The following is a 23,450-nucleotide window of genomic DNA, read 5'->3' as shown; positions in this document are numbered from 1 at the left end:
CGGAAAACTGAGACAGTTTTTCCACATCTACATTTTTTGTCCCACCGCCTGATAGCGACCGTTCACCAGGATCAGATTCTTCGACGGATAGCCCAGGGCCTGCTCGGGCTGCGTCTCGTCTGATTCCTCCTGCAGGGTGGCGGCCGGCGCACCGGCCGCCGATTGCTTCGCAGCTGTAGCATCCTGTGCGAGCTGGGCCTGTACCGCGGGGAGGTCTGCAATGTTGAACATCAGGTGTCCTTCCGATTGAACCAGGTTGTCTTGTCGAACTCTTCGCCATTGGCGCATGTCACGCGTGCCTCCCAACGCCAGTCCGTCGGTGGCGCGGTGCCGGTGCCGCCCAGGAAGGCAACGACATAGGTTCGTGCGACGCCGCCGACGGTCGCAGTCTGGATCTCGGGCAGTTCAATCTGCACGACGCCGACCAGATTCAATGAGACCGATACCGCTGTGGTGGCCCGGTCAATCAGCTCCTGCGTAATATCGGCCCCGTAGTGGCTTTTCTCGTCCGGATCCCGATTGACGGTCCACTTGTCACCGATTTGGGTCGGTCCATTTTCGCTCATTAAAACCTCACTGTTTTGCTGCCGCTTCCCTGGAATGGGGTGACACGGCCGCCGCTACTATTAAAGGGGGTGACGCGACTGCCGCTACTGCCAAACGGGACGACACGGCCGCCAGATCCCCCAAAGGGAACGATGCGATTGCCACTGCCTCCGAAGATGACGATGCGCGCAGGAGAAATTGTTGATATATCGATCGGGGCGCGCGCTGCACTCAGTGCTCCCGCCGTCGACATGCGCCCGACAGCAGCACCGGCCAACGCGATCGCGGTCGAAAGCGCACCACCGGCCGAGACCTGCAGCGCCGCGGCGCCGGCCAGGACAGCGCCAGCACCAGCGAGCGACCCGGCAGCGGATACCCGGACCGAAACGGTACCGACCAAGGCGATGGAGGTATACAACGCGCCGGCAGCAGATGCGTGCAGCACGAGAGCGCCGGTGATCGGGATGGCGGTTAATAGCGAACCTGCGCTGGCGACCACGCAGGCGGCGCCACCATTCAGGCGAACTGCGGTCGACAGCGTTCCGGTCCCGACCAAGTTCAACGCGGCGCTACCAGTCAAGCGAACAGCAGTGGTCAGCGCGCCGGCGGCGGACACCTGCGCGACGGCCGCACCGTTTAGCGCGGCAGGGACAGCACCGGTCGGAGGAATATCAACATAGCCGAACCCGGGAATCAGGCGTTGCCCCGTGGAGCCCGAATCGTCCAGATAACCTACACCGGGAATCAGGCGCTGAGCCATCAGGTCACCTGAACTTTCGGATCAATAAATACGGTCGTATTCGGCCTGCCGAGAACGACACGCAGTTGCAGCGCGCCCAATTCGCGGGGGGTTACCGTGACGGAAAGGCGTTGCTTATACATCGTCAAGGCATCAGGGTTGGTCCAACCCTCAGTGCTGCCGAGATGGTACGCACTGGTCGCCAACGGCTTCACGCGATTATTTACAAACGAGCTTTTAGGAACGCCCGACGTGCCGAGATGCTGCACCTCGAGCCAGATATCGGAATTCCCCAGGATCGTAACGCCGCAGACAATCTCAAGCGACAACGTGATAGGCGCGTCGACGACATTGCTCCATGCAGTAATTTCGGGCGATTCCAGACCGACCAGGCCGGGCGTCGCGTTGCCGTTGGTTGCCATTTTCAGAGAGAAAGGCGTGACACCGTCCGACGCCCCGCCCTGCCTGTAGGTTCCCGTTTCCGAACGAATCGACCCGTTGGCGGCAACGATCCACAGCCTGTAATTCGTATCCGCCGAGTCGCAGTTATGAAGTTCCACGCGCAGGCCCGGGTCGGCAATGTCAGCCGATACAGGCTGTCCGGTCCAATTCGTCGGCAGAACGCAATTGCGGAAGATCACCTGCCCGGTGGACGAATTGAACACCAGGTGCGACGTCGACTGCAACGCAGAAAAATCCACGCCCTCGACCAGCACGGATGATCCTCGGCCCTGGTACCCAACCCGCATAACGCCGACGGGCGCGGTAGGCGGCACAATGGCGCCGCCCCGCCAAATGAAGTCCTGGCCGATTTCAAGGTACTGCTGCGTAGAGCCCAGCTTGAGCGTGCAGTTATTCCAGACAATCAGCGAACGCGCGAGGTTCGATGGTGACTGCGACCCGATGTTGACTCGCGCCGAGGCATTCGTGCCACCGTGATACAGCCCGAGAGCGCAATCGGTGTAGGTTTGCAACACGCTTGGGCTGGTCTGATTACCCATGTTGAGCGTTGCCGCGTTACCGGCGTTACCAGGCGCGATCGTAAGACCGTGCACGTTGACCGATCCCGAGAAAGAAATATGGATTGCACCCGTCGTGAGCAGTTGCCCGCCTTTGGACACCTCGCCGGGAACGGTTGTACCGTTGTCGACGCTGCAAATGGTCAGCGGGTTGTACAAGGTTCCACCCGCATAGCTACGCGTGACCGTCTGGTTATCGACGAGAGCTTTATCCACAAGGACGCGATCGCCTGCCGCGGTGGCGAGGGCCATAACCCCGTTGAACGTCTGCTTTGCGGTGGCCCAGGACAGACCATCGTTGGTATCCAAGCCAGAAGGGCTGACATAGAAGTCGGTCACATCGCCCTCGCAATCTCATCCGCACGGCCAGGCTTCAGGTCGCCCAGCGCCTGCAGGTACTGCAGGCCCGGGTAGGCCAGCGTTTTATACACGCCGCCCGAAGCACTTAGCATTTCCATGAAGTCGAGCACCATCTCGTTCACCTTCGCGCGCTGGCGGATAGCGATCCGCTCGGTCGATGTGAACAGGGACAGAAACTCGTGCTTCGTGCGGGGCACTTCGGCACCGACGACGAATTCCCGCGCGGCGGCACGCTGGGCAAGTGCGGCCCGCACCACGATCGCACGTTCCTCCATGATCATCTGCGGATCGATGGAACCGTCGGTCAGGTATTCGTAGGGGAACACGCGGCCGTCATCGGCCACATGCTGCTCTTTGACATAGAAGCGCCCGTCGGTCTGCGTTGCACCGACGCTGAATGTGGAGATTAGGTCCATGAAGCGTACGATCAGTTATCGAGCTGGACGGTCAGCGCACCGGCCGCGAATGATGGCGCGGGGTCGCCATTGTTGATTGTCTTGGGCGCGCCGAGCGGCGCGTAAAACATTTCGATCCCACCGACCGCCGAATCGTGCACGCCGAAGCCGACGACCTGCCCCCATGCGGCAGACGGCACCGGGAAGGTGACGGCCGCATTGTTCGAAGTGGTGCCGCTGGAGCCGCTCGATGCGGTCGTGGTGCCGGCGCCCTGCGTTCCAGCCCAGGCGGCCAGCGAGCACGGCACGGCTACGCGCGCATAGCTGCCGCCCGAGACCTCGGCGCCCTGCGCGTTGTCCGAGTCGGCCGCCGCCTTCAGGCTGACGAACACCTGCGTCGGGCCGGTGCCGGCGGCAGCGGATGCGCCGGCCAGGCCAATCGCCTGACCACGGAGCAGCCAGTCGACCATCTTGTTTTCGAAATTGTCGCTCGCGGCGCTCATATTTTCCTCTAAGGTGTTGGTTGTTTACTTTTCAGGCTTAGCCGCCTGGGCCTGCTCGGTTGGCATATTCCCGCGCTGCATGAACAGCATCGTGTCCAGGATGCCAAGCTCGGTCAGCTTGTCGAAATCGGATTTCCACTCAGCGAACACGACGTCAGGGTCGTAGCCGCGCTGGCGAAGCTTTTCGCTGATCGTCGACAGGCCGGCGCCGATCTCGGCCTGGTCGGCCTTCACATCCTGCTCGGGGTTCACGTAGTCCCACTTCGGCGGGCTGAAGTCGACCGACTTGTCGCGGCTTCGGACCTTACCCGACAGGTAGGCCGCTTCGACGAAAGCGGCCCACAGCGGCTCGAGCAGCTTCGGGATCAGGACCAGCCACTGCAGCTGCTGTACGGCGCGCCGGAAGTCCAGCAGGCGCACGCGCGCACTGCTGAAGTTCACGCCGGTCATGTCGCCAGTCAGCATCTCGTAGGGCACGCCGATGCCGGCTGCGATCAGGTGTAGCTGATACTTGACGTAATCGACATAGCCCGGCGCGGCCTTTGGCTCGACGACGGTGAAATTCATCCCACCTGGCATGCCGATGACGGTACCGCCGCCCAGGTCACCCAGGTCGCGGGCACCCTGCCCCGGCTCGCCGGCGCCGCCGAGTCCGGCTGGGTTTTCCATCCCGCTCATGTCGCCGCTGGCCAGCACCGACAAGCGCGTCTCCAGATTCTTACGCGCCAGTTCGGCGTCCTCGTACAGCTGCAGGTCGCGCACGCGCGGGATGACCGAGGCAAAGCGGGTGAAGCCACGTCCCTGCCCAGGGCGCGCAGGCGCAAATAGGTGCACGATAAATTCGGCCGAGACGCGTTGGCTTTTCATGGATCGCGCCGCAACGCCCTCGCCCGGGTGCTGGTCGAACAGCCAGTACGCAGCAACGGCGCCGAGCATGTCGTACTCGATGCCGTTGACGATGGTGTTGCCGTTGTAGGCGCCGCACTTGGCGTCGTCCAGCCAATCGATCTCGAGCAGCTGGAGCTGGAGCGGCACCGGCAGGTTGTCGGACGCACGCCGCCAGCGCAGGCGCACCAGCACTTCGCCGTCCTGCTCCATCGCCGTGTATGCCGCCTTAGTCATGCCGTAGAAATCGTAGCGACCATCGGCATCGCATTTCTTCGTCCATTCGGCGAACAGCTTGTTTAGGACTTCCTTGTCAAGGCCGGTGGCGCGCGGCACGATGCCGGTACCGACGGTGGCAGCGGCCAGCCCTTCCAGGCCAGCCTGGATGTACGGAACGTTCTGCACCAGGGCCCGGGCCTTGGTGCGCAGCGTGCGCGCGTCGGCGCGGTGGTCGGCATTCGCACTCGCGCCTGCGCGCCGCGGGCGCCAGGTGTCGCGCGGGCTGGCCGCCTCGTACGCACGGGCCAGCTGCTGGCGGGCGAAGTGCCGCGCGATACCGGCGTGCGGACTGACCCAGCCGACGATTCGGTCAAGAACGTTCGGCATCAGTCGCCCCTGGACGTGGTGAAGTTGAAGCGGAAGGCGCGGGGGCCGCGGTTGAGCGAGGCACCGTTGAGAACCGTCGAGACATGGTGGCGAGCGGCGATCAACTGGGCAGTGTTCTGGTAGGTGATCTTGCGCCCGTCGAATTCCACCGTCAGGGCGCCGGAGGCGATTGCGGAGTCGAGCGCTTCGAGGTCAGTTTGAGAGAGGGCCATGCCGCCAAGGGTAGCGGCATGGGTGTCTCACTTCTCGGAAAACTGAGACTGAATCAAGGCCTCGTTACGCGCAGCACCTTGTCGCAAAGCGGAGATTGTCAGTCGCATTGAGTGTTTTTCCTGACATAATAGAAGAGTCTTTTGTAATTCCTCTACTACATCCGGCTCCGCCCAACCGTAGGTCGTTCTCTTGGTTCCCGCGGTTCTCGGCTCGCTCTTTCTGCCCTTCCAGCGGGCTCCCGCCCTCCGCCATCCCTCGCTGCAGGAGCCTCCCGAGCAGGAGCCTCCCGAGCAGGAGCTTCCCTTCGCCCTGGAGTCGACCGAGGCGCTGGGGTGTCTTTATACTCCTTTGTCATCAGTTCCCTGTACTCAACTTCCTTCTTGCTTGCTTGGCCTAAGCGACCGGCGCGAGCATCTCGCTCGATCTCAATCTCCAGCTGTGCTGCTCTTGCATCACCGGCGCGTTTCTGCTCTGCAGCAGTTTGCGCCAGTGCGAGATTGGGGGATAAGACCAGGCTCGCCCCGACGATCATGAAAAACGCTTGGTAAAATTTCATAATTTCACCTTTCAGTTATTAACACCGAGTGGTGTCAGAGAACTAATCTACTCGTGGTATCTACAAATTGGAATCTCGACTGGTTACTTGGAGTGCCCTCCCTGTTGTTTAATAATCCGATATACCGTTGCCCGCCCGATGCCTAGGCGACGCGCGACTTCGGAAGCGTTACGTCCATCGAACATGGCCAGCACTTCCTTCGTGATCTGCTCGCGCTGCGCCATCGAGCGCTGCGGGATATAGATTTCGATGCCGCTGAACTCGCGCCGCACCTCTTCCTTCAGCACGGCCGCGCGCGAGGCGAAGTCGGGAAACTCGGCGGCAATGAACGAAAAGATGGCGTCGACCAGGTCGGGATTGCTGAAGACCTCGTTCGCTACCATTGCCTCCCTGCTGGCCGGCGCGGTGTGCTGGGTGTGGACGTGGGTTTCGGAGTTGGCGGCCATGGTTCGCTTTTCGTTTTTTCTGCTGGAATAGATGCTCGTGGTGTGACTGGTATTGGTGCCGGCGCGCCTTCATCGGTCGCCGGCGGTGCCGGCGCCTGCTCGAACAGGTCGGGCGTGTCCGGATCCACGAAGTCGCGCAGCACCTTCCATTGCGCCGGCGTTTTCTTGTGCAGGCCCAGGTACTGCGCGCATGCGACGCCGTACACCATCAGGTCGCCCGCCTCGTTGCGGTCGGCCTTCTTTTTTTCCCAAACGCGCACCTTGCGCCCACGTTTGAAGACGGTGACACAGTACTCGGCCGTAAGCTGCTCGTAGTATTCCTTCGGCAGGTCGCTCGGAAAGTGGATCGCGCCCGGGCCGCTGGTGAGGTGATAGCGCGCGGCCAGGTAGTCCTTCGCGGTGTCGGTACCGATGAACCAGAGCTTCGCGCCGTGCGGCATGACCTTGCCCTGCCAGTTCACGTCGACCAGCGACGGCTTCGCGCTCAAGATCGGCTTGTTCGGCGTCGACGATCCCTTGATCGCATAGATGTGCCGGTGCTGGCGCGTGCGACAGAAGTTGTAGACGTCCTGCGTATTGGCGCCGCCCGAGTCGATGAAAGCGGCGGCGATCGACAGCATGCGCCCGCCGGCGTGGCGGTACCGGCCCAGCAGCGCCTTGTCGAGCTTGTCCTGCGTTTCCTGCTCGGAAGGCGAGCCCATGATCACCTGGTAGTCGACGATCCAGCCTTCCATGCCCTCGCCCCAGGCCTTGACCTTCAGCTCGAAGCGGTCGGGCTGGGTATCGACGGTGCCGGTCAGAATCAGGCCGCCCTTCGGCACGGTGCCCATCTTGTATGCCTCGGCCCGGGCCTGCAGCGCGCCGGCCTTGGTCTGCTCTTTCTTGCGTTCCCAGCAGCGCGCCAGGCGGGTGTTGTAGAACGTGATCATCAACTCTTCGCTGCCCTCGTCCAGCTTAGCCCGGGCGGCGCGGTACTCGAGCAGCAGCGCGCTCCAAGGGATCCAGCCGTAGGGCGCAAACATGGCGTTGATCGTGAAGCTGACGGTCTCGCCATCACCAGGCACGCCATCGGACCACAGGCCGCGCGCGAACATGCGGCCCTTGTCCGTCTCGACCATGAAGGCGCCGCAGTCGATGCATGGGTAAATAGCCTGGCCGCTGTCGTCCTGCTGAAGGCGCTCGAAGACCAGCGGCTGCGCATGCCCGCAGTGCACGCATTCGGCCAGCGCCTCTTGCTGCGTACCCTGCAAGAACAGCGATTCGATGATCGACGAGCCGGTGACCGTTGGCGAGCTGGGGAAGTAGCTCTTGCGGTTGCGCTCGAACGTGGTTTGGCGCGCCTTGGCCAGCGCAACCGGGTCGCCCTCGCCATTGACGTTTGCCTCGGCGCGGTCGACCTCGTCGAACAGCACACGGCGTGCCGGGATCTCGGAGAGGTTGGCCGCGGCGCCGGCGGTGACGATATGCAGCGAACCGCCGATGTATTCCTTCGTATCGAGCGTGTTGACCGAATCGCGCGAGCGGGGCCCGGCAACGCGCTCACGCACTTCCGGTACAGCGGCAATGGTCTTGCTGACGCGCGCGCTGGTCCGCTTGGCCAGCTTCCCGGTTGGCAGGATCCACAGGAAGTTCGCTGGCGACTGGTGCACCGTCGAGCAAAACCAGTTCAGGCCGACCTGGGTTTTGAGCATCTGAGACGCGCCCATCAGCGCGACTACCTTGCACCAGTGCGAATCGGAAAGCGCCTCCATGACGGCGCGCGCATGCGGCGTGCGGCTTGTGCGGTACTTGCCGGACTCGTTCGCGCCCGACTCCTTCGGAATGATCATGTACTGATCTGCCCAGGCGTCAACGGTCATATTCGGGTCGGGCGTCATGCCGCGCGCGAACGCGGACTGGACAACCCCAGCGGCTGGCGCCAGTCCGATCATTGAAGCGCGTCCTCGAGCTGGACGGCCAACCTTTCGCCGAAGGTGTGCGCCATGCTGTCCAGCAGAGCTCGGTGCTCGCGATCGATGATGGCCTCGCACTCGTCGGCGGTGGCCAGCGGCGCGACGTCGGCGGCGATGCGCCGTGCACAGTTCATCATCCCGTCGCGCAGCGCGCGCGCAACTTCGAACACGACCGAGTCGACGTCGCTTTTGACCAAGTACAGGCCGGCCATTTCGGCCAGCTTGATCTCGGCGACCGTCGCCTCCGCCGCCTCCCTGCGCGCGCGGCTCGAATCGTAGCCTGGAATCTTTGCCGGCGCCTCCGGACCTCCGGCACCTCCCGTACCCGCCGCGCTCGAAGGCTGCGCCCCATTTGCCAGCAGGGCAGGCTTGTTGCCGCTCACACGCTTGCGGGTGTTTTTCTCGTACAGGTGCCTCGCATAGTCGGCGTCGACCTTGCCGTCGGTGACCGGGATCTCGCAGCGGGTGACGGCTTCATACCCGGACTGGCGGGAGATCCCCACCAGCTTGGCCCACTCGGCAATGGTTGTCAGGTTCGGCATGTGTTTCGGTCGGTTGTCAGGATGTTTGTCAGGAAATAGTTTTGGTTTCTGCTAGTGCGCCGTCGGGGCCTGAATTACCCTTGCTGAGGTGTTGCCAGGAAGAACCTAACCCGGGGGGGTGCCCCCGAGCAACACTGGCAAGGGGCAGGCCTACCGCGGGCGCGCCGTCGCCAGCGCCTTCGTCAGCTCAGCGTTGAAGTGCCCAGAGAAGCGAGCACGCGCTGTCGCCTCGCCCACTTCGAAGAACTTCAGGATCGGTCGGTACATCGCACGCGATGCGAAGATGAACACAGGCTTGACGGTCGTGCCCATGCCCGCCTTGCGCTTCGCGTAGATCCCGGGCTGCAGCCCACGGCGCGCCGTAGCCAGCGCGAAGTAGGTGACACCCTGGCGCGCAATCGTGCGGTTTGACGCCGCGCTGCCCGACGCCCGGGATTCGAAGCCGGCGCCCCGCTGCAGGCGCAACTGCGACAGGATCTGGACGATCTGGCTGCGCTTGACGTTGCCGTTCGCATCCAGCTGGGCGCCCACGGCTGGCACGGCCACGTAGCCAGCGGGCATGAGGCGGGCTGACTGGAGCAATCGCTCCATACCTTTCTGGCGGCGCTCGCCACCGAAGATCTGCGGCGCCAGGTAGCGGTCAGCCGGCGTGCCCTTGCCCGACGGGTTGTCCTTGAGCCAGACCCGGGCCTCCAGGTTGTCGCGCGTGGCGCGCTTGAGGAAGGTGCTGTTGAGCGTGTAGTTCGTCGGACGGTCGAATGCCCGACGCATTTCTTGCTTGATCGCCGGCTGGACATCCTGGGCCGTGCGGGTGAGCGCCACGGCGGCGGCGTACTCGCCTTGCCGGCCGAACTCGCGGATGCTGGCCGCGACCTGGGGGAAGTTGTGCTCGATGCTGATTCTCATTGGTGACCTTTACAGGGGTTATCAGGCTGAGACTGAAACCTTGTTACGTTGAAACCCGCATGGATACTGGCTCTTAACAGAGTTAACTGGGTTAACAGGGTATTGATCACACACATGAGGTTTGTTTAGGGCTTGTCCCTCTTGGTGCGAATTCGCTACGTGCGCGCGCTCGATCCCTGATAACCCTGTTAACCCTGTTAAACCCGCATGGATAGTGGCTTTCAGCGTTACAGCCGAGGCCGCTTGCCTGTTAACCCCTGTTATCGAATGGGCGAGTTTCATGCGGTGCCCTTGATGTCGGCGAGCTTGAAGAAGCGTTCACACTGCTGGCTCAGGGTTTCCGTGGGCTCGTCCTCAGGCTGGGGCACATGCAACACGGTCAGCAGTTTCTTGGCAGCGCCGCCGATGGAGACCCACTGCCGGTCTTTCTTCACCCGCTGGGCGATCAGTTCGGAGAACTTCGTCAGGGACAGTGCCTTGAACCCGAACCGGCTGCAGTAACGGCCATACATGACATACAGGTGCTCGGACAGGCAGGAGCAGTACGGCACGCTCAGGTCGCCGTCTTTCCAGGCCAGGTAGAAGGCCTCCCAGTCCGGCCGGCCGAAGTTAATCATGCGTTCCTTCGAGGCGGTCATGATCGGCTTGGTGTGCGGCGTGAAGCCGGCCAGCGGATACTCGAGCAGGAAGGCATAGAAAGCCTCGCTCAGCCCATCGGCAAGCGCAGTCTGGATCTTCGCCAGCAGCAAGGGGTCGAGGGGATTGCGCGCTTCGGCCACCTGGAAGCGACGGTCCTCTGGCTCGATCGGCACCGCCTGGAACTCGTTCGACAGCATCACCACGTTCATGTGGTTCGCTTCGGTGCGGTCGTCCTTGAACTTCTGGCTGATCGGCATGTCGCGGCCGGTGATCATGTGCTTGATCAGGCCGAAGTGGGAGTACTTGTCCTGCCTAGACAGGATCTCCTCGAACAGGACGAAGAGCTTCTGCGACCGCCAATGCGTGTACTGGGCCTCGAGCTGATGCTGGCCGCCGGTGGCGCCGTGCGCGCCGTAGATCGGTTTGACGATGCCTTCGAAGAACAGGCTCTTGCCGGTGCCCTGCTTCTCGCCGAACATCAGGATCGCCGTTTGCATCTTCGCGCCCGGGTGCTGGAGCGGATAGGCCAGCCAGCACAGAATCCAGTGGAAGATCTCGTCGCAGTTCGGCTCGCTGCTGCACAGGCTGTGCAGCAGGCCCAAAGCCAGCTGGGCCTTGGCCTCATCCTTCTTCGGCTTGAGCGGGAAGCCTTCGAACATGTTGATGTGCGTGTCCAGGTCAACGCGCTGGGTCGGGTCGAATACCAGCTTGTCGAGGTCGACCTCGCGGTGCATCGGGTGGCTGATCCAGCGCGACGCCAAGTCCGAGCTGCGCGCCAAGGCCATCGCATCGTAGGCGATCACGGTGCGCTTCTCCGCGTCCCATACGGTTTTGGTCCCGTACAACAGGGTGTACCGGTCCAGCATCATGACGATGTGGTTGTCGGCCCCCGCCCCCCCATCGTCGACGGCGACGCCGCGGATTGTCTTCGGCAGGTTGCGCGGGCTGATGTTGCGCCGCTCGTCATGCGACGACCAGGTGGCAGCCGCCGCCTTTCCCACCATGTCGACAAACGCCCCGCGCTTCATGCGCAGCTTGTTGAGCGAATCCCAGACGTCGGTCGAACCTTGCACCAGGGCGCAGTGCGCGAGCGCCCACTCCAGCGTGAAGATGCCCGACATCACTGCAGGCTCGGCCGTCTGAGGAGGGTGCGGGAGTTCGCCCTGACCCGCGGTCTCATCGGCAAAGGGGATCGGGGAATCAGCCGAGGCGTCCAGAACGCGCGGCGGCATAGGAGGAGAAGCGGAACGCGGCGGGCGCCACCCTGCGTCAACAGCCAGTTTGTAGACCGTCGCCGCAGTCACGCGCGTGCCCTCGAACGATTTCCAGTGCTTCTCGAGCTCGTGGGTTCCCGGATATTTGGCTGACTTCGAGGACCACCAGTCCCAGACGCTCAGTCCGCTCTCACCCAGGGCCGAATAGATCCCCATCCCGATGCGGAACCAGTCGTCATAGCCGCAATCCGGGCTGATCTGCGTGAGGGCAGATTCGAGCCGCGACCGCTCGTCCTGGGCGGTTGGCGCAAGCTGGGGCCGCTGTTTGACCTGTACAGCGCGCGCCTGTTCAACTGTGGCACGCAGGCGGTTCAAGACACCGGGGTCAATATCGGCGATGCCGGCCGGCGCGCCAGGGAACGGCTCTGCTGTGAAGGTGAAGAACTGGGCAGCGCAAAACACTTCCAGGCCGATTTCATTCGACTTGAACGTTTTTGTTTCGCCAGCGACGATGATGTGCACACCCTTGCGAGAAGGCGAATATTCTGTGTAGGAATTGCACGCGGTGATAATGGCGGCGGCCCGAGGCGCGACAACACCGTCCTCGTCGATGCAGCCGTCGATGTCTACGCCGATCAGCCCATCTCCTGGCAGGAAAGCGAAACCGACACCGGAATACCCTTGCCCAACGCGTTGCATGGCGACTTCGAGCGTGACCAGCTCGGCACGATCCTCGTCGCTGCCTTGCTTGCCCGTGCGGCGCTGGCCCGAGACGTAATACGGCATCTTCTTCGGCTTTTTCTCGCCTGGCTCGAACTTCCAGACCAGCCACTGCGGGCGGACTGCGAGTTCACCAGGGATAGCGCTCACATCAAGCGTTGCCATTGGCGGCCTTTTCTTGCAGCACTTCGATCAACAGGCCTTGGTAGTGGCACAGGGTACGCAGGCTTTCCTCTGGCGTACGAGGGCCTGAGCGGATATGCCGGCGGTCAAGTGATTTCTTGGTCGTATCGTGTGGACGATGGGTTTGAGGTGACGTATTTTGAAGCAGGGCGTTGTTTGTCATGGTGCTTTTGGTAGCGTGGAACGGGGCAGATTGCATCGCGCTGATTCAGCGCTGCGCCATCCCTTCGAGTCGAGAGACGACGCTCTCCAGGGCGCATTCGGCGCGGCGCACTTTTTCACGGATGCGATCGACTTCGGCCCGCGTGATGCGGCCATCGGCCAGCGCCTGATTGATCTCGGTACCGACTTCGCCGTTCGTCTGCCACACCTGGGTGATCATCTCGAGCACCGCCATGTCGCCCGCCGTTGCGCCCTCTTCCACACGCACGCACACATAGCCGTGGTTCGCCGCCAGGGCGTGCAGGATGTCGTGCACGCCAGTGACACCCATCAGGCGATCAGCCTCGTCCAACGTCGGCTTGTTCGTCGCGCTGTTCGGATTGGCCTTGTTGCGCAGGATCGCCGCCGACATGTTCATGCGCGGCGCGATCGCCTCACAGCCACCTGGGGCGCCATGGACAGTTTTGTGGAATGCGTCGAGATGGTTCATGCGGCATGCCCTTCAAAAAATGATTCAAAAAATAACTGCTAGAAATAAACTTCTGGCAACACATCAGGGTGAGGTCTCCAGTGCGATACAGTGTCAGTTCCACAACATCCACCTTTTCGCAAAGGAAACCTCATGGGCGATTCATTCAGTCTGGACAACGAAAAAATTCAGGTCCCGTGCCCGAACTGCAGCAAGGGCATCGAAGTAACGATCGGTCAGGCGAAGCGCAACCCGAGCGTGCAGTGTCGGTCGTGCAGGCAAACGGTCAAGCTCGACGCAACGCAGATGAAGAAGCAGATCGACGCGGTCGAAAAATCGGTACGCGACCTCCAGCGACAGCTGGGCAATATGTTCAAAAAGTGACCGAAGGCAGCGGATCACGCGCCGGGTCTGGCGACGATCCGCCCCGAGTCGGACCACGTGCGCGGGGGTGGGCTTACTCATTGCTGAACTCCTCGCTATCAGTCGCGCGACGCTTTGGCATGGCCGGGGCAGTCTCGGCATCGTCAACCCTCGCGGCACTCTCACAAACCTGCACGCCGCTGCTACCCGCATCGGGGCCAGGAACGAGCTCAGGCCAGATGCGGTGCCAGTCATCAGGACGGAGTTCTGGACGAGTTACTGCTCCTTCTGTCGCCCGCTCAATGTCCACACAGCGATCAGGAGGAACCGGACGTTTTCTGTTTGCCCACTGGTTGACCAGGACTGGCGTGATAGCGAGTTTCGTCGCCAGTTCGCTCTGCGTGGCGCGGGTCTTGACGTAGTCGAGTAGTTTCATAGCCCTTACTATAGCAATTTGCTTTTGATCTAGCAATAGCAATTTGCACATTCCAGACCCTAGCGTTTTGCTATTAAATAGATAGATGGCAACTTCTAAAGAACTACGACTCGAAAACTTGCGCGCGCTCGTCGCGGAGTTCAAAACGGCCGAGGCCGTGGCCAAGCAGGCGGACACCAATGCTATGTACTTGAGCCAGATCCTTAACGGAGCAAAATCGTCCACCGGGAAGGCGCGCGGTGTAGGTGATGCATTGGCACGCAAGCTGGAAGCAGGCTGCGGGAAGGATGAGGGCTGGATGGACAGGCCGCATGGTCCGGCAGCGCTGATGAACCTCGTCCCTGGTGCGATGCCAGTGCGCGCCGTCGCGCCGGACGACCCGAGCCTGACGCAGATCATGAAGGTGAAACTCACAGTGCAGGCCGGGATTACCGGCTTTCAGGTCGAGCCCGAGTACTACGATGGTGAAACGCAGGGTGTGCCGACCAGGTGGCTATTGAAGGAAGGGCTGAGCCGCGACACGCTGCTGGCAATTACGGTCAAGGGCGAGAGCATGGAACCTGCTCTTTACGACGGCGACGTCATCGTTGTAAATACTCGCGACACTTCTCTGGCCGACGGCTCGGTGTACGTCGTCAACTATGAGGGAGAAGCTATTGTAAAGCGCCTGCAGCGGGACGCCGGCCAGTGGTGGCTGACATCAGATAATGCCGACCAGCGGAAATACCACAGGAAGCTGTGCAAGGGTGCCGAATGCATTCTGATCGGCAAGGTAATTCGAAAAGAAAGCACGCATATATAAAGACGGCGTATCGGCACCATGATGAAGAATGGATATCACGTGACGAAAATTATTCTACTTGCGGCGCTATTGACTGGCAGCGCGCATGCAACATCGGCTGTTGCAACTGACCCTATTACCGTCTTTGGCCTCACTCTCGGCGCCAAGCTGAAGACGCCATTTCGCCAGTGCTCGATGAAAGAGATTGGTACAGATGTCCGTTCGCTTTGTTGGATCAGTCCTCCGTCCATGCACAAAGGGTGGAGAACAGGATCAATTCAGGTTCCTGGGGCCGACAGCCGCCCTGCCTGGGCTGTAAACGGCAGCTTCAACGCGTCTGTCGCCAAGGATGGCACCTTGGGAGAACTTGAAATTAGGACGTACCCAGCCGATAAGTTCCAAGAGATTATGAGGTCGATCGGCTTGCGGTTTGGGCCTGCAACTAAATTCACTCCACTACCTGCGTCTAAGGTTTTGAGTGCATCGTGGAGTCGGCCAGACATCAAGATCGAACTAATGTGTGGTCCCAAAATCGACTGCTATACGACGATCACATCGCCTAAAAGAGTAATCGAGTTGGCGCGTGAGCGAGATGCGCAGCGAGAGAAGGAAGCTTCGCGGCCGCTTTCAATGTAGGGTCAACTAAGGTGGTACTGGGGGGCGTTCGCTTCGGCTTACTCAGTTAATATCTGTCCGTCGACTTGCTTGCCCTGACGTGCTTTGCTACGCGATCTACACCCTCTAAGCCCCCACCTGACGGGGCTTTTTTTCACCCAGAGATCAGAGCGATTATTTTTGGATGCATCCGATAAAAGCAAATTGCTGTTGACCGCTTAAAAGCAAATTGCTATAGTCTCTCCAACGAACCGAGCTCGGCGCCTGCTGAGCCTTCCTTGGAGAGCAAATGCGTACCTTTCTCGTCACAGTCCGTACCGCCGGGCACCCTACCGAATACATCGACAACGAGTCGCAATCCGCCGCTGAGGCCGGCGAGGCTGCTGCTGACCGTTTCGCCGACGTCCCTTGCGGCATCACCGTGATGAGCGGAGGCCGCTGATGGATGCCTCGATCCGCTCACGCAATCCAGTTGCCATGCCTTCGCCGGGCCGCCGCACGACCACGCTGCGCAGTACGCCAATATTCACCGTCATCGCCCTGCGAAAAGCCATCCTAAACTGCGCGCACCAGGCCACGGCCGCGGAGCCGACCGACACCGACCGCCGCTTGCACAGCTTCATCGCGAAGCTGTCCGGCACGATGGAGGGCCTGGGCGAGCGTGAGCTGGACGCCGTCCTGTGGAACCTTATGTCGACGGAACCAGCCGCGCAGCAGGTGGGTCCATGACTACCGCCGACAAAATCCTGCGCGCCATCGAGCATGCAGTTGATCTGGCGAACCGGCCAGCCGTCTCCCCTGAATGCCGTGGACGCACCTTTACCGCCTGTCTTGCGGGAACGCTTGACGACTGCGGTCCGGACGCGGAAGCGGTCGCCGAGAAAGTATTCGCTCTCGGCCGACCCTCTGCTGTAGAACCCACGGTCGACGAGCAGCTCGGCATGGACTGGTGGAACAGCCTTACTGAGAAGCGCCGCGCGCACTGGCTGGCGAAGGCTGGATCCGCCGCGCCCTTCGCAGCCTGGCAAGCTTTTCGCGCTGCCGAAGACGACCTTGCGCAGGGAGGCTGACATGCGCTTCCTCCCTCTGTACCGCTACTACCGATTCATCGGCATGAACGTCTGGGATGCCGTTCGCACGGCGCACCGAGTGCGGAGCCGCTGACATGCCCCGCATCTCGCCCGATCGCCCTTCCCTGCAGTTCGCCCACGTGCTGCTGCACACCCCGCAGCCGCTGGACGAGATGCTCAAGAACCCCAGCCTCAAGATCATCCTCGAGGCAGTCGCCCGCCGGCACATGCAGCGCCGAGCGCGGGTCGACGTGAAGAAGCTGCAAGCCAATGACTACGACTAGAACGAAAGACACCTGACATGCGAGCTGTTGAATTCCAGCGTGGGGCGAACATCCCCATGACCACCGAGACCTATCAGCGCTTGGCCCTCCAGCTGCGCATGGCAGGCGAAGCACTAATCACCCATCCGACGCCTGACACCTACAACCAGGTGTCGAAGATGTTCTCGACCCTGGTCCGCGCTGGCATGGCCGGCGAGGCCATCGATCTTGCGAACGACACCCTGTCCGACATCTGCGATCGCTACGAAGAAATCGGCGCGATTCAAGTGCTCGACTACGAGGCCGAGCACCTCCGCCTGGCGATCGCCAGTGTCGACGACCGCCTGCCGCTCGTGCCAGTCAACCGCATCAACCTGGCAGTGCGTGAAATCGAAGTGTTTTGCGCCAGCGTCGGCGCCTGAACGGGAGCTGCACATGAACACGACCAGCACAACGAAGATCGCAGTCGAGTGGAAGCCCGCGGCCTGTGGCCTGCCGGACGATGGCCTTCTCGTCTTGATCGCACTGAATGACGATGACGTGTGGACCGGGTACCGCGATGGCGACATCTGGCGCTACGCCGACGCGATGCCGATCGCGGTTGAACGTGTCACACATTGGGCGCATATGCCCGCCCCACCTACCGAAGAGTCCGAGGCTGCGCCGGTGACCCTCCTGCCGCTTGATGAGCAGACGCGGATCATCCTGGGCCGGCCGAACTTTACGTGCATTCGCACCGCGCAGCGTATGCGCGAGCTGGGGCACAAGATCCCGAAGAAGGCGGAGGAGGAACAGGCCGCCGTCATCCACCTGCACCTGACCATGTACCAGCAGCACGGCGCGGCCTGGCTTGAGCATGCGCTCAAGTATCTCGAGCACGGACAGCTGACAGCTGCAGCGATGGACCAACAGGTGGCAGCATGAAGCGCCTGTTCGCTCCATTCGCCGCGCTGTTCGAGCTGCTACGCACCGCGCCCAGCTGCGGCGGCGATTGCCACGGCGGCCGCCGACCATGCAACTGCCGTCATGCGCTGGACAGGCCATGACCCCTGTAACTAACCAAGTCGCCGGCATCAAGTTCGACAGCGGGAAGGTGCGTTACTCCCTGCTCCCGACTGGCACCGTCAAACAGGTGGCCGAGGTTCTGGAGTTCGGCGCGCGCAAGTACGCACCCGACAACTGGAAGCATGTGCCAGATGCCCGGGCACGGTACTACGACGCCGCGTACCGCCATATCGAGGCTTGGTGGAGCGGCCAGATCCGCGACCAGGAGACCAGCAAACATCACTTGGCTCACGCGGTCTGCTGCCTTTTGTTTTTGATATGGCTGGATGACGGTGAGCCTGCACAGGGAGCCAAAGCATGAGCGCGCTCATATCGGTCGACGACATTAAGAAGCTGCGCCACATGCTCGGCGCAACCGACCAGTATAAGGCCCGCGACTACGGTTTCCGCAACTACTACGCCACGAGCGGCGGCACGGCAAGGGAAACGATGGAGAGGCTTGTCGCTGCCGGGCTCGCGACCAAAGGCCAGTCGAGCGCGAGCATGACCTACTACCACGCGACCGTTGCCGGCTGCGAACTGATCGGATTTACCAAGGCGCAGATCAAGCGTGCATTTGAGGACTGACCCATGACCACCTACAACAACGGCCCAGGCACCGTGCCCTGCCTCCCAGAATTCGTTGTCGACCAACTGGTCAACGACGCCGGCGTCAGTCGCCTTGCCCACGACGACAAGGATCAGAGCGCGCAGGTCAATCGCCTGGTGCACGACACTTGCGAGGAGTTACTCGCACGGCTGCCGGATCATCCCGCCTGGACAAAGCACAAGCCGAGGGACGAGAGCTGGCAGGTTTGGCGGGATGCAAACCCGGCCGCGGTAGCGAAGCTGCGCTCATCGCTTGTGCTCACGCCGGAGGCCGAGGCCAGCACGCGCCACCTGTTCGAGGAGGAGATGCGTGCCGACGGTGTCACGAATTTCGAGCGAACCGCGCTGGGCCGCTACAGCAACATGGTGCTCGAATGGACGTGGCTGGGCTGGCGTGGCGCCGTACGCACGGGAGCAACATCGTGACCTATATCGCCCGCCGTCCAGCCAGATGCATCGCCTGCGGGCGTCTTCAGGGAGAGCCGCACGCCGGCGGCTGCAAGTTCGCACCATTCACCATTCGGAGGGCTCACTGATGAGCAGTAACAACCAGACCCGCATCGCCAAGCAGGACTCGTTTTCGTTTGCCGCTGGCGTGCACCTTTACAAGAATGGCCCGATGCATGAGCGCGACCTGCTTGCCGATCTCGCCAGCGCGCTGCGCGCCCAGGACCAGCTTGACGCGCTGCAATGCGCGATTCAGGCTGGATGGCTCAAGATCACCAGCGACGACAAAGTCGAATGCAGCCCATTCGCGCGCGCTCACTATGACCAGCTCGAGGGCAGAATCACCGCTAAGCAAATGGGCGACATCGCACTGCCTCGCGTAGGGTTCAATGCCTACGACCGGCCGCCCCTGAGCAAGAAAAACATCCCGAATTCGCGAGGAATGCGCCTGGACATGCCGGACTGGTCGATGCGGCCGGCCGGCTTCGGTTTCAAGAGCGCCGGCGCGCGGGAATCGTCGGGGAAGGATGGTACATAATGGATACGTTTCTCACGACTGATGCGGTCGTTCGGCTCACCGGCCGGCGCCGAAAGTCGAAACAAGTTGAGCAACTGCGGCAGATGGGACTTCCATTCTGGGTGAATGCGATTGGCGAGCCGGTCGTCACAGTTGCAGCGGTCGAGGGGCGCAAGGAAGCACCGCGCGAAAAAGTATGGGTTATGCCAAGGCGGAATGATGGGCAGAAAAAACACGCGTAATTTGAACATGCCGCCGCACATGCACCCTCGAGTGCAGCGCAGTGGCAAGGTCTACTATTACCTGTACAAAAAGACCCCTGACGGAAAACGTCAGGAGATCGCCCTGGGCGACGATTTCATTCTCGCGCTGAAGAAGTACGCGGAGCTGAACGTCGTGGTGGCCCCGCACGCGGGCGCCACATTCGCCGACCTGCAACAGCGCTACCTGGTCGACGCGGTACCGAAGCTGGCCGCCAATTCGGCCAGGATGTACCGCTCGGACATCAAGCACCTGATGGAATCCTTCAGCCAGGCACCGCTCAGCCAGATCAAGCCGATGCACATCAAGCAGTTCCTGGACGACCATGCCGACAAGCCGACGACGGCAAACCGGTGCAAGCGCGTGTTCTCGACGATGTGGAACCATGCCCGCGGCTGGGGCTATACCGACCTGCCGAACCCATGTGAAGGAATTCAGGGACATTCACTGAAAAAACGGACCGTCTATATAAACGACGCGGTGTTCAAGGCTGTCTGGGATAGCGCCAACGCACCGCTACGTGATGCTATGGACATGGCCTACCTGACGGGCCAGCGGCCGTCGGACGCGCTCAGGATGACTGAACACGACATCGTTGACGGGCACCTGATCGTTACCCAGGAGAAGACAAAGCAGCCGCTGCGCATCAAGATCGTCGGCGAGCTGGCTGCGCTGATCGAGCGCATAAATGCGCGCAAGGCTGGTCACAGGATCGTGACGGCCGCGCTCCTGGTCAACCAGCACGGCAAACGCCTGACCGGACCGACGCTACGCTCGCAGTTCGACAAGGCCCGGATCGACGCGGCTAAGGCTGTGCCCGCCTTGAAGGACGAGATCAAGAATATGTGGTTTTACGACCTACGCGCTAAGGCGGCAGATGACACGGCGGATGGGCTGGGAGATGAGGCAGCAAGTAATTTACTCGGCCACGAGGACGTGAGGACGACGAGGCGCCACTACCTTCGCCGCGGAAAGATTGTAGCGCCTACGAAATAAAATCACCGCGGGTTTTCGACTCGAGCACTTCACCGGCTTTCCTATCTATCGCTGCGCATATTGTGACCTGACGAGTCGGTCTGCGACACTCATGTTCATCAATGTGGCATGAAAGTATTGTCGCAACGATGGCAGTAGAACGTTTTCTCCCACCGTTGAATCTCGCCTGGATAAACCTCTTTATTGTATTTCGCGTTAGCTTTGTATGCTGAGACTTGGGCGCTCGTCAGGCCAATGAACACTGCGAACGCACAGAGCGCGGCCAGCGCTTCACTAAAGTAGCCCAGGATTATGTACGCGCCTCCTCCTATACAAAGTCCGAGGAATAATGCCCCAGCATATGTCCCCTCACGACGGAGCGAAGGCGCCATAAATCTTTGCGCTAGCTCCGTCCTTGAGGTCGACGTAGTAGAGCCCCGCGTTGTAGCGAACGTCGATTGCTCTCCAACTACGCCAGCGGTATTTGCTCTGGTTGTGAAATATTCTTGAGTCGTCCCGCTGCTAACGATCGCAGTTATTTTTTGAGTATGAGTGCTGCCGCACTGGGTGCAGTTGTAGTCCATCGGACCCGCTTGTAAAGTTGTCGATGTTGCATTGAAACACTTTATTGCTGAGATGTCTACTTCGAAGCGCTGTAAACAGGCGTGCGCACACGGCCGCCTACCCGATTGGTGGGTGGGATCAAAGATATGTGGTTCTACGACCTGCGCGCGAAGGCGGCTGATGATACGGCGGATGGTCGGGGCGAGGAAGCAGCACGGGATCTGCTAGGACATGAGAGCGTCAAAACGACACAGCGTCACTATCTCCGAAGAAGAAAGATAGTGACGCCGACAAAATAATACTGCTAATCCTCGGCTTTTGCTTTCATTTGCTCTATGCTGATGAGCTTTCGTTTCGCCATCAAATAAAGACGAGTACGCAAGTCTACCCACTGGGCTTTACTACTCGAATTGAGACCACCCTGGCATATTTCCGCATGCGGAATATTATCCTCATCAGCAGTATCAAAAACGTATAAAGGGCGAGTCTCTGTATCCAAACAGAGCACCTCCCTTATTTCGCTTACTGTGTAAGGAATAAATCCCCACAATTTCTTTTGCTTTTTATCTGGATTTTTCAGATTAAAGTTATTTGCGCGATCCTCACCACTCGCAATAAGCTCATCTATGTTTGTATGGGCCACTCTCTGAGTGGAAAGCCCATGCGAACGACAAACATCAAAAGCCATTGGGTCAAGACCTTGCCCATTTGGAGCAATATGCGTGGGATCCACAACTTGCTGATACAGTAATTCTTCGTCTAATACTACGCCCGGCGAAAATTCAGATACTTTCTGATCTTCCCAAGACTCAAGTGCCTCCTCCTCCATTTTTTGGAGAAGCTTGCACTTTTTGGCATTTTCCTTATGCTCGTCGAAAAATTCCCGGCCTGTCATGATCACCCTACGCTATTACTGCACCTGGCTCCAACATTTTACCAATATTGGCTTCAAACCAAGCCGCATTCACTTCACTAATCTGAACTTCATCGTTGAAAGAATGCTGGCCAGTAGTTTGATCACGGAAGTACACTGAAACAGTCGAGCTCGAATCTACATCAATACTGATGTACATATGGTCATTGTCCCAATACATCCCGATCTCACCCTCATCATTACGCATAACGGTTGGAAGAGAGACGCTTCCAGGCAGTTTTTGCAAAAGCTCGTTTGTCGCAATGACGTCTTCAATTTTTGACACAGGCTCGATCGCTGGATCCTCATCACCTTTCGGAAAAAAACTCATCAGTTTTTGATACAGTTTTTCTTTAGGCGAGTTAATTCCTGCATTTGATGCAAGATTATTTGCTCGGCGATCAACCAAGGGGATAGCAGTTATTTCTCTCTTAGGAACAATTACTACATTTGAGCTTTTTTCCTCGCGAAAATTGTCTTCCCATTTCGGCCGATGCGTAGCCGCCACCAATGAAAAGGCGGTAGTTACTAAAGCGATAGTGACGGGTTCCATACAATCTCCTAGGGAACTAATTTAATTCGCTGGCAAACCTTATTAGTCAGCAACGATCTGAGCATTTTTTTATTCAAATCATGCAAATGCGTTATCATTGAGAAAAAGAGCGGCTGATTTTTTTTATGCGACTGCCACAACGGTTGCTCAAGATTTGCTTTGTGCGAACCAAGAATTTGCAAAACACGGCCACCTTGCGTATCCAGCATGTCTACATTTATGTTTTGCAACACTGTATGCAAGACAGGCTCCTGAATTTTTTCAAAATAGCCATGGTGCAAATGCCATAAGCCAGTTTGATCAAAAACGTGAGGCGGAATAACAAAGTCATTATTGAAGACTTCACGGAGGTCTAATTCCGCAGGATCATCATTCCACAAGAAACCATCGTTATATTGAAGTCCAATAGTACGGATCGCACGATGCGTTCCAACCTCCTCCAATACGACTTTCAATATTTCTTGTATGCTGGCGAAAACGCTGTCCCAACGGGTATAGTCGGGAAACATAATTGTACAGTTTTCCGCGTTCACAGACACTTGTCTGCCAGTATCTGGCTGTGGCCGCTCCGTGAACATGTAACCTATGAGACCTTGGCTTCCTTGGCTACTGCCCCCAGCTTCAAACTTAAACTCTAGCCTATTCTGCGGCAACATGTGCCCGTAGCCTAGGTTGCGAAACTTGGTTTGCAGCTTCCCAAGCGCTACGACAGAGTCCGCATTGAGGGCGCCATTCCACTCGATGACGAAGTGCACTGACTGCACTGCATGGTCAACAGCGACTGGTTGTAAGTTTTCGAAATTCATTGGCGAATTCTACATGAAGCAGAGCTCAATAGTTGACCATCGGAAAATATTAGAAGCTGTTGGGCACAGTTTGTGGAGCGCAGCTTAGATTGTGGAGCGCAACTTAGCCGCAAACCTTCTATCTTACCCTATGGAGCGGGTGAAGGGAATCGAACCCTCGTCGTAAGCTTGGGAAGCT

The 23,450-nt window shown here is 59.8% G+C and carries 34 protein-coding genes; 15 read left to right on the top strand and 19 right to left on the bottom strand.

What is annotated here, in order from left to right; all coding sequences use genetic code 11:
• Nucleotides 1-27: 27 nt before the first annotated feature.
• The 15 genes from ACHAC9_RS22305 to ACHAC9_RS22235 all read right to left on the bottom strand — a co-directional run bounded on the left by ACHAC9_RS22305 (nt 28) and on the right by ACHAC9_RS22235 (nt 13,076).
• Nucleotides 28-231, bottom strand: a complete 204-nt coding sequence (locus ACHAC9_RS22305; RefSeq protein WP_435763609.1) for a hypothetical protein — start codon at nt 229-231, stop codon at nt 28-30.
• Entirely contained in the window at nt 231-566 is a 336-nt protein-coding gene (locus tag ACHAC9_RS22300) for a hypothetical protein (protein ID WP_435763607.1), read from the bottom strand. The genes ACHAC9_RS22305 and ACHAC9_RS22300 overlap by 1 nt, the downstream gene beginning before the upstream one ends.
• A complete protein-coding gene (locus ACHAC9_RS22295) occupies nt 566-1,306 on the bottom strand; it encodes a hypothetical protein (protein ID WP_435763605.1) in 741 nt (246 codons plus the stop codon). Before ACHAC9_RS22295 ends, ACHAC9_RS22300 begins: the two co-directional genes overlap by 1 nt.
• Complete coding sequence (locus tag ACHAC9_RS22290; RefSeq protein WP_435763603.1) at nt 1,306-2,643, bottom strand: hypothetical protein; 1,338 nt, start codon at nt 2,641-2,643, stop codon at nt 1,306-1,308. The genes ACHAC9_RS22295 and ACHAC9_RS22290 overlap by 1 nt, the downstream gene beginning before the upstream one ends.
• Entirely contained in the window at nt 2,640-3,080 is a 441-nt protein-coding gene (locus tag ACHAC9_RS22285) for a hypothetical protein (protein WP_435763601.1), read from the bottom strand. The genes ACHAC9_RS22290 and ACHAC9_RS22285 overlap by 4 nt, the downstream gene beginning before the upstream one ends.
• 11 nt (nt 3,081-3,091) lie before the next feature.
• Nucleotides 3,092-3,562: a phage tail fiber protein gene (locus tag ACHAC9_RS22280; protein WP_435763599.1), complete on the bottom strand. Its 471-nt coding sequence runs from the start codon at nt 3,560-3,562 to the stop codon at nt 3,092-3,094.
• Nucleotides 3,563-3,586: 24 nt separating this feature from the next.
• Nucleotides 3,587-5,053, bottom strand: coding sequence for a phage portal protein (locus ACHAC9_RS22275; protein ID WP_435763597.1), 1,467 nt, complete (start codon nt 5,051-5,053; stop codon nt 3,587-3,589).
• Nucleotides 5,053-5,265 (bottom strand): phage head-tail joining protein, encoded by a 213-nt coding sequence (locus tag ACHAC9_RS22270; RefSeq protein WP_435763595.1) that lies wholly within the window; start codon nt 5,263-5,265, stop codon nt 5,053-5,055. The genes ACHAC9_RS22275 and ACHAC9_RS22270 overlap by 1 nt, the downstream gene beginning before the upstream one ends.
• Before the next feature lie 640 nt (nt 5,266-5,905).
• A complete protein-coding gene (locus ACHAC9_RS22265; protein ID WP_435763593.1) occupies nt 5,906-6,268 on the bottom strand; it encodes a Mor transcription activator family protein in 363 nt (120 codons plus the stop codon).
• The gene (locus ACHAC9_RS22260) at nt 6,199-8,199 is read right to left on the bottom strand and encodes a phage terminase large subunit family protein (protein WP_435763591.1); all 2,001 of its coding nucleotides are present in this window, start codon (nt 8,197-8,199) and stop codon (nt 6,199-6,201) included. The genes ACHAC9_RS22265 and ACHAC9_RS22260 overlap by 70 nt, the downstream gene beginning before the upstream one ends.
• Nucleotides 8,196-8,762 (bottom strand): hypothetical protein, encoded by a 567-nt coding sequence (locus ACHAC9_RS22255; RefSeq protein ID WP_435763589.1) that lies wholly within the window; start codon nt 8,760-8,762, stop codon nt 8,196-8,198. Before ACHAC9_RS22255 ends, ACHAC9_RS22260 begins: the two co-directional genes overlap by 4 nt.
• Nucleotides 8,763-8,912: 150 nt before the next feature.
• Nucleotides 8,913-9,668: a hypothetical protein gene (locus ACHAC9_RS22250; protein ID WP_435763587.1), complete on the bottom strand. Its 756-nt coding sequence runs from the start codon at nt 9,666-9,668 to the stop codon at nt 8,913-8,915.
• Between the two features lie 278 nt (nt 9,669-9,946).
• Complete coding sequence (locus ACHAC9_RS22245) at nt 9,947-12,406, bottom strand: PriCT-2 domain-containing protein (RefSeq protein WP_435763585.1); 2,460 nt, start codon at nt 12,404-12,406, stop codon at nt 9,947-9,949.
• Nucleotides 12,393-12,587 (bottom strand): hypothetical protein, encoded by a 195-nt coding sequence (locus ACHAC9_RS22240; RefSeq protein WP_435763583.1) that lies wholly within the window; start codon nt 12,585-12,587, stop codon nt 12,393-12,395. Before ACHAC9_RS22240 ends, ACHAC9_RS22245 begins: the two co-directional genes overlap by 14 nt.
• A gap of 45 nt (nt 12,588-12,632) precedes the next feature.
• Nucleotides 12,633-13,076 (bottom strand): phage regulatory CII family protein, encoded by a 444-nt coding sequence (locus ACHAC9_RS22235; protein ID WP_435763581.1) that lies wholly within the window; start codon nt 13,074-13,076, stop codon nt 12,633-12,635.
• Between the two features lie 132 nt (nt 13,077-13,208).
• Here ACHAC9_RS22235 and ACHAC9_RS22230 point away from each other — a divergent pair, with 132 nt between their 5' ends.
• Nucleotides 13,209-13,439: a hypothetical protein gene (locus ACHAC9_RS22230; RefSeq protein ID WP_435763579.1), complete on the top strand. Its 231-nt coding sequence runs from the start codon at nt 13,209-13,211 to the stop codon at nt 13,437-13,439.
• Nucleotides 13,440-13,512: 73 nt separating this feature from the next.
• Here ACHAC9_RS22230 and ACHAC9_RS22225 read toward each other — a convergent pair whose 3' ends face one another.
• Nucleotides 13,513-13,854 (bottom strand): transcriptional regulator, encoded by a 342-nt coding sequence (locus ACHAC9_RS22225; RefSeq protein ID WP_435763577.1) that lies wholly within the window; start codon nt 13,852-13,854, stop codon nt 13,513-13,515.
• A gap of 85 nt (nt 13,855-13,939) precedes the next feature.
• On the opposite strand from ACHAC9_RS22225, the gene ACHAC9_RS22220 reads away from it, so the two are divergent.
• From ACHAC9_RS22220 to ACHAC9_RS22155, 14 genes are all read left to right on the top strand, one after another.
• Nucleotides 13,940-14,656, top strand: a complete 717-nt coding sequence (locus tag ACHAC9_RS22220) for a S24 family peptidase (protein WP_435763575.1) — start codon at nt 13,940-13,942, stop codon at nt 14,654-14,656.
• 39 nt (nt 14,657-14,695) lie between these two features.
• Nucleotides 14,696-15,271 carry a hypothetical protein gene (locus tag ACHAC9_RS22215; RefSeq protein ID WP_435763573.1) on the top strand — a complete coding sequence of 192 codons (576 nt, stop codon included), beginning with the start codon at nt 14,696-14,698 and terminating at the stop codon, nt 15,269-15,271.
• Between the two features lie 268 nt (nt 15,272-15,539).
• A complete protein-coding gene (locus ACHAC9_RS22210; RefSeq protein WP_435763571.1) occupies nt 15,540-15,692 on the top strand; it encodes a hypothetical protein in 153 nt (50 codons plus the stop codon).
• Complete coding sequence (locus ACHAC9_RS22205) at nt 15,692-15,979, top strand: hypothetical protein (RefSeq protein WP_435763569.1); 288 nt, start codon at nt 15,692-15,694, stop codon at nt 15,977-15,979. The genes ACHAC9_RS22210 and ACHAC9_RS22205 overlap by 1 nt, the downstream gene beginning before the upstream one ends.
• Nucleotides 15,976-16,320: a hypothetical protein gene (locus ACHAC9_RS22200; protein WP_435763567.1), complete on the top strand. Its 345-nt coding sequence runs from the start codon at nt 15,976-15,978 to the stop codon at nt 16,318-16,320. Before ACHAC9_RS22205 ends, ACHAC9_RS22200 begins: the two co-directional genes overlap by 4 nt.
• A gap of 95 nt (nt 16,321-16,415) precedes the next feature.
• Nucleotides 16,416-16,604, top strand: a complete 189-nt coding sequence (locus ACHAC9_RS22195) for a hypothetical protein (RefSeq protein ID WP_435763565.1) — start codon at nt 16,416-16,418, stop codon at nt 16,602-16,604.
• A gap of 56 nt (nt 16,605-16,660) precedes the next feature.
• Nucleotides 16,661-17,005 (top strand): hypothetical protein, encoded by a 345-nt coding sequence (locus ACHAC9_RS22190; RefSeq protein WP_435763563.1) that lies wholly within the window; start codon nt 16,661-16,663, stop codon nt 17,003-17,005.
• 13 nt (nt 17,006-17,018) lie between these two features.
• The gene (locus tag ACHAC9_RS22185) at nt 17,019-17,507 is read left to right on the top strand and encodes a hypothetical protein (protein WP_435763561.1); all 489 of its coding nucleotides are present in this window, start codon (nt 17,019-17,021) and stop codon (nt 17,505-17,507) included.
• A 118-nt stretch (nt 17,508-17,625) separates the two neighbouring features.
• Nucleotides 17,626-17,949 (top strand): dATP/dGTP diphosphohydrolase domain-containing protein, encoded by a 324-nt coding sequence (locus ACHAC9_RS22180; RefSeq protein ID WP_435763559.1) that lies wholly within the window; start codon nt 17,626-17,628, stop codon nt 17,947-17,949.
• Complete coding sequence (locus ACHAC9_RS22175; RefSeq protein ID WP_435763557.1) at nt 17,946-18,215, top strand: hypothetical protein; 270 nt, start codon at nt 17,946-17,948, stop codon at nt 18,213-18,215. The genes ACHAC9_RS22180 and ACHAC9_RS22175 overlap by 4 nt, the downstream gene beginning before the upstream one ends.
• A 3-nt stretch (nt 18,216-18,218) precedes the next feature.
• Complete coding sequence (locus ACHAC9_RS22170; RefSeq protein ID WP_435763555.1) at nt 18,219-18,662, top strand: hypothetical protein; 444 nt, start codon at nt 18,219-18,221, stop codon at nt 18,660-18,662.
• Between the two features lie 109 nt (nt 18,663-18,771).
• A complete protein-coding gene (locus ACHAC9_RS22165) occupies nt 18,772-19,221 on the top strand; it encodes a hypothetical protein (RefSeq protein WP_435763553.1) in 450 nt (149 codons plus the stop codon).
• Nucleotides 19,221-19,442 carry a DUF4224 domain-containing protein gene (locus ACHAC9_RS22160; protein ID WP_435763551.1) on the top strand — a complete coding sequence of 74 codons (222 nt, stop codon included), beginning with the start codon at nt 19,221-19,223 and terminating at the stop codon, nt 19,440-19,442. The genes ACHAC9_RS22165 and ACHAC9_RS22160 overlap by 1 nt, the downstream gene beginning before the upstream one ends.
• Complete coding sequence (locus ACHAC9_RS22155; RefSeq protein WP_435763549.1) at nt 19,417-20,457, top strand: tyrosine-type recombinase/integrase; 1,041 nt, start codon at nt 19,417-19,419, stop codon at nt 20,455-20,457. Before ACHAC9_RS22160 ends, ACHAC9_RS22155 begins: the two co-directional genes overlap by 26 nt.
• A gap of 847 nt (nt 20,458-21,304) precedes the next feature.
• Here the strand turns inward: ACHAC9_RS22155 and ACHAC9_RS22150 are convergent.
• From ACHAC9_RS22150 to ACHAC9_RS22140, 3 genes are read right to left on the bottom strand one after another with little or no spacing between them, the layout of a single operon-like run.
• Complete coding sequence (locus ACHAC9_RS22150) at nt 21,305-21,895, bottom strand: hypothetical protein (protein ID WP_435763547.1); 591 nt, start codon at nt 21,893-21,895, stop codon at nt 21,305-21,307.
• Nucleotides 21,896-21,902: 7 nt separating this feature from the next.
• Nucleotides 21,903-22,466 (bottom strand): hypothetical protein, encoded by a 564-nt coding sequence (locus ACHAC9_RS22145; protein ID WP_435763545.1) that lies wholly within the window; start codon nt 22,464-22,466, stop codon nt 21,903-21,905.
• A gap of 8 nt (nt 22,467-22,474) precedes the next feature.
• Nucleotides 22,475-23,272 carry a TIGR04255 family protein gene (locus ACHAC9_RS22140; protein ID WP_435763543.1) on the bottom strand — a complete coding sequence of 266 codons (798 nt, stop codon included), beginning with the start codon at nt 23,270-23,272 and terminating at the stop codon, nt 22,475-22,477.
• Between the last annotated feature and the right edge of the window lie 178 nt (nt 23,273-23,450).

This window comes from Massilia sp. CMS3.1, from assembly GCF_051262535.1.
Taxonomy (GTDB): Bacteria; Pseudomonadota; Gammaproteobacteria; order Burkholderiales; family Burkholderiaceae_D; genus Telluria.
The sequence above is the reverse complement of the archived record's forward strand: the minus strand, read 5'-3'. Positions and strand labels throughout refer to the sequence as shown.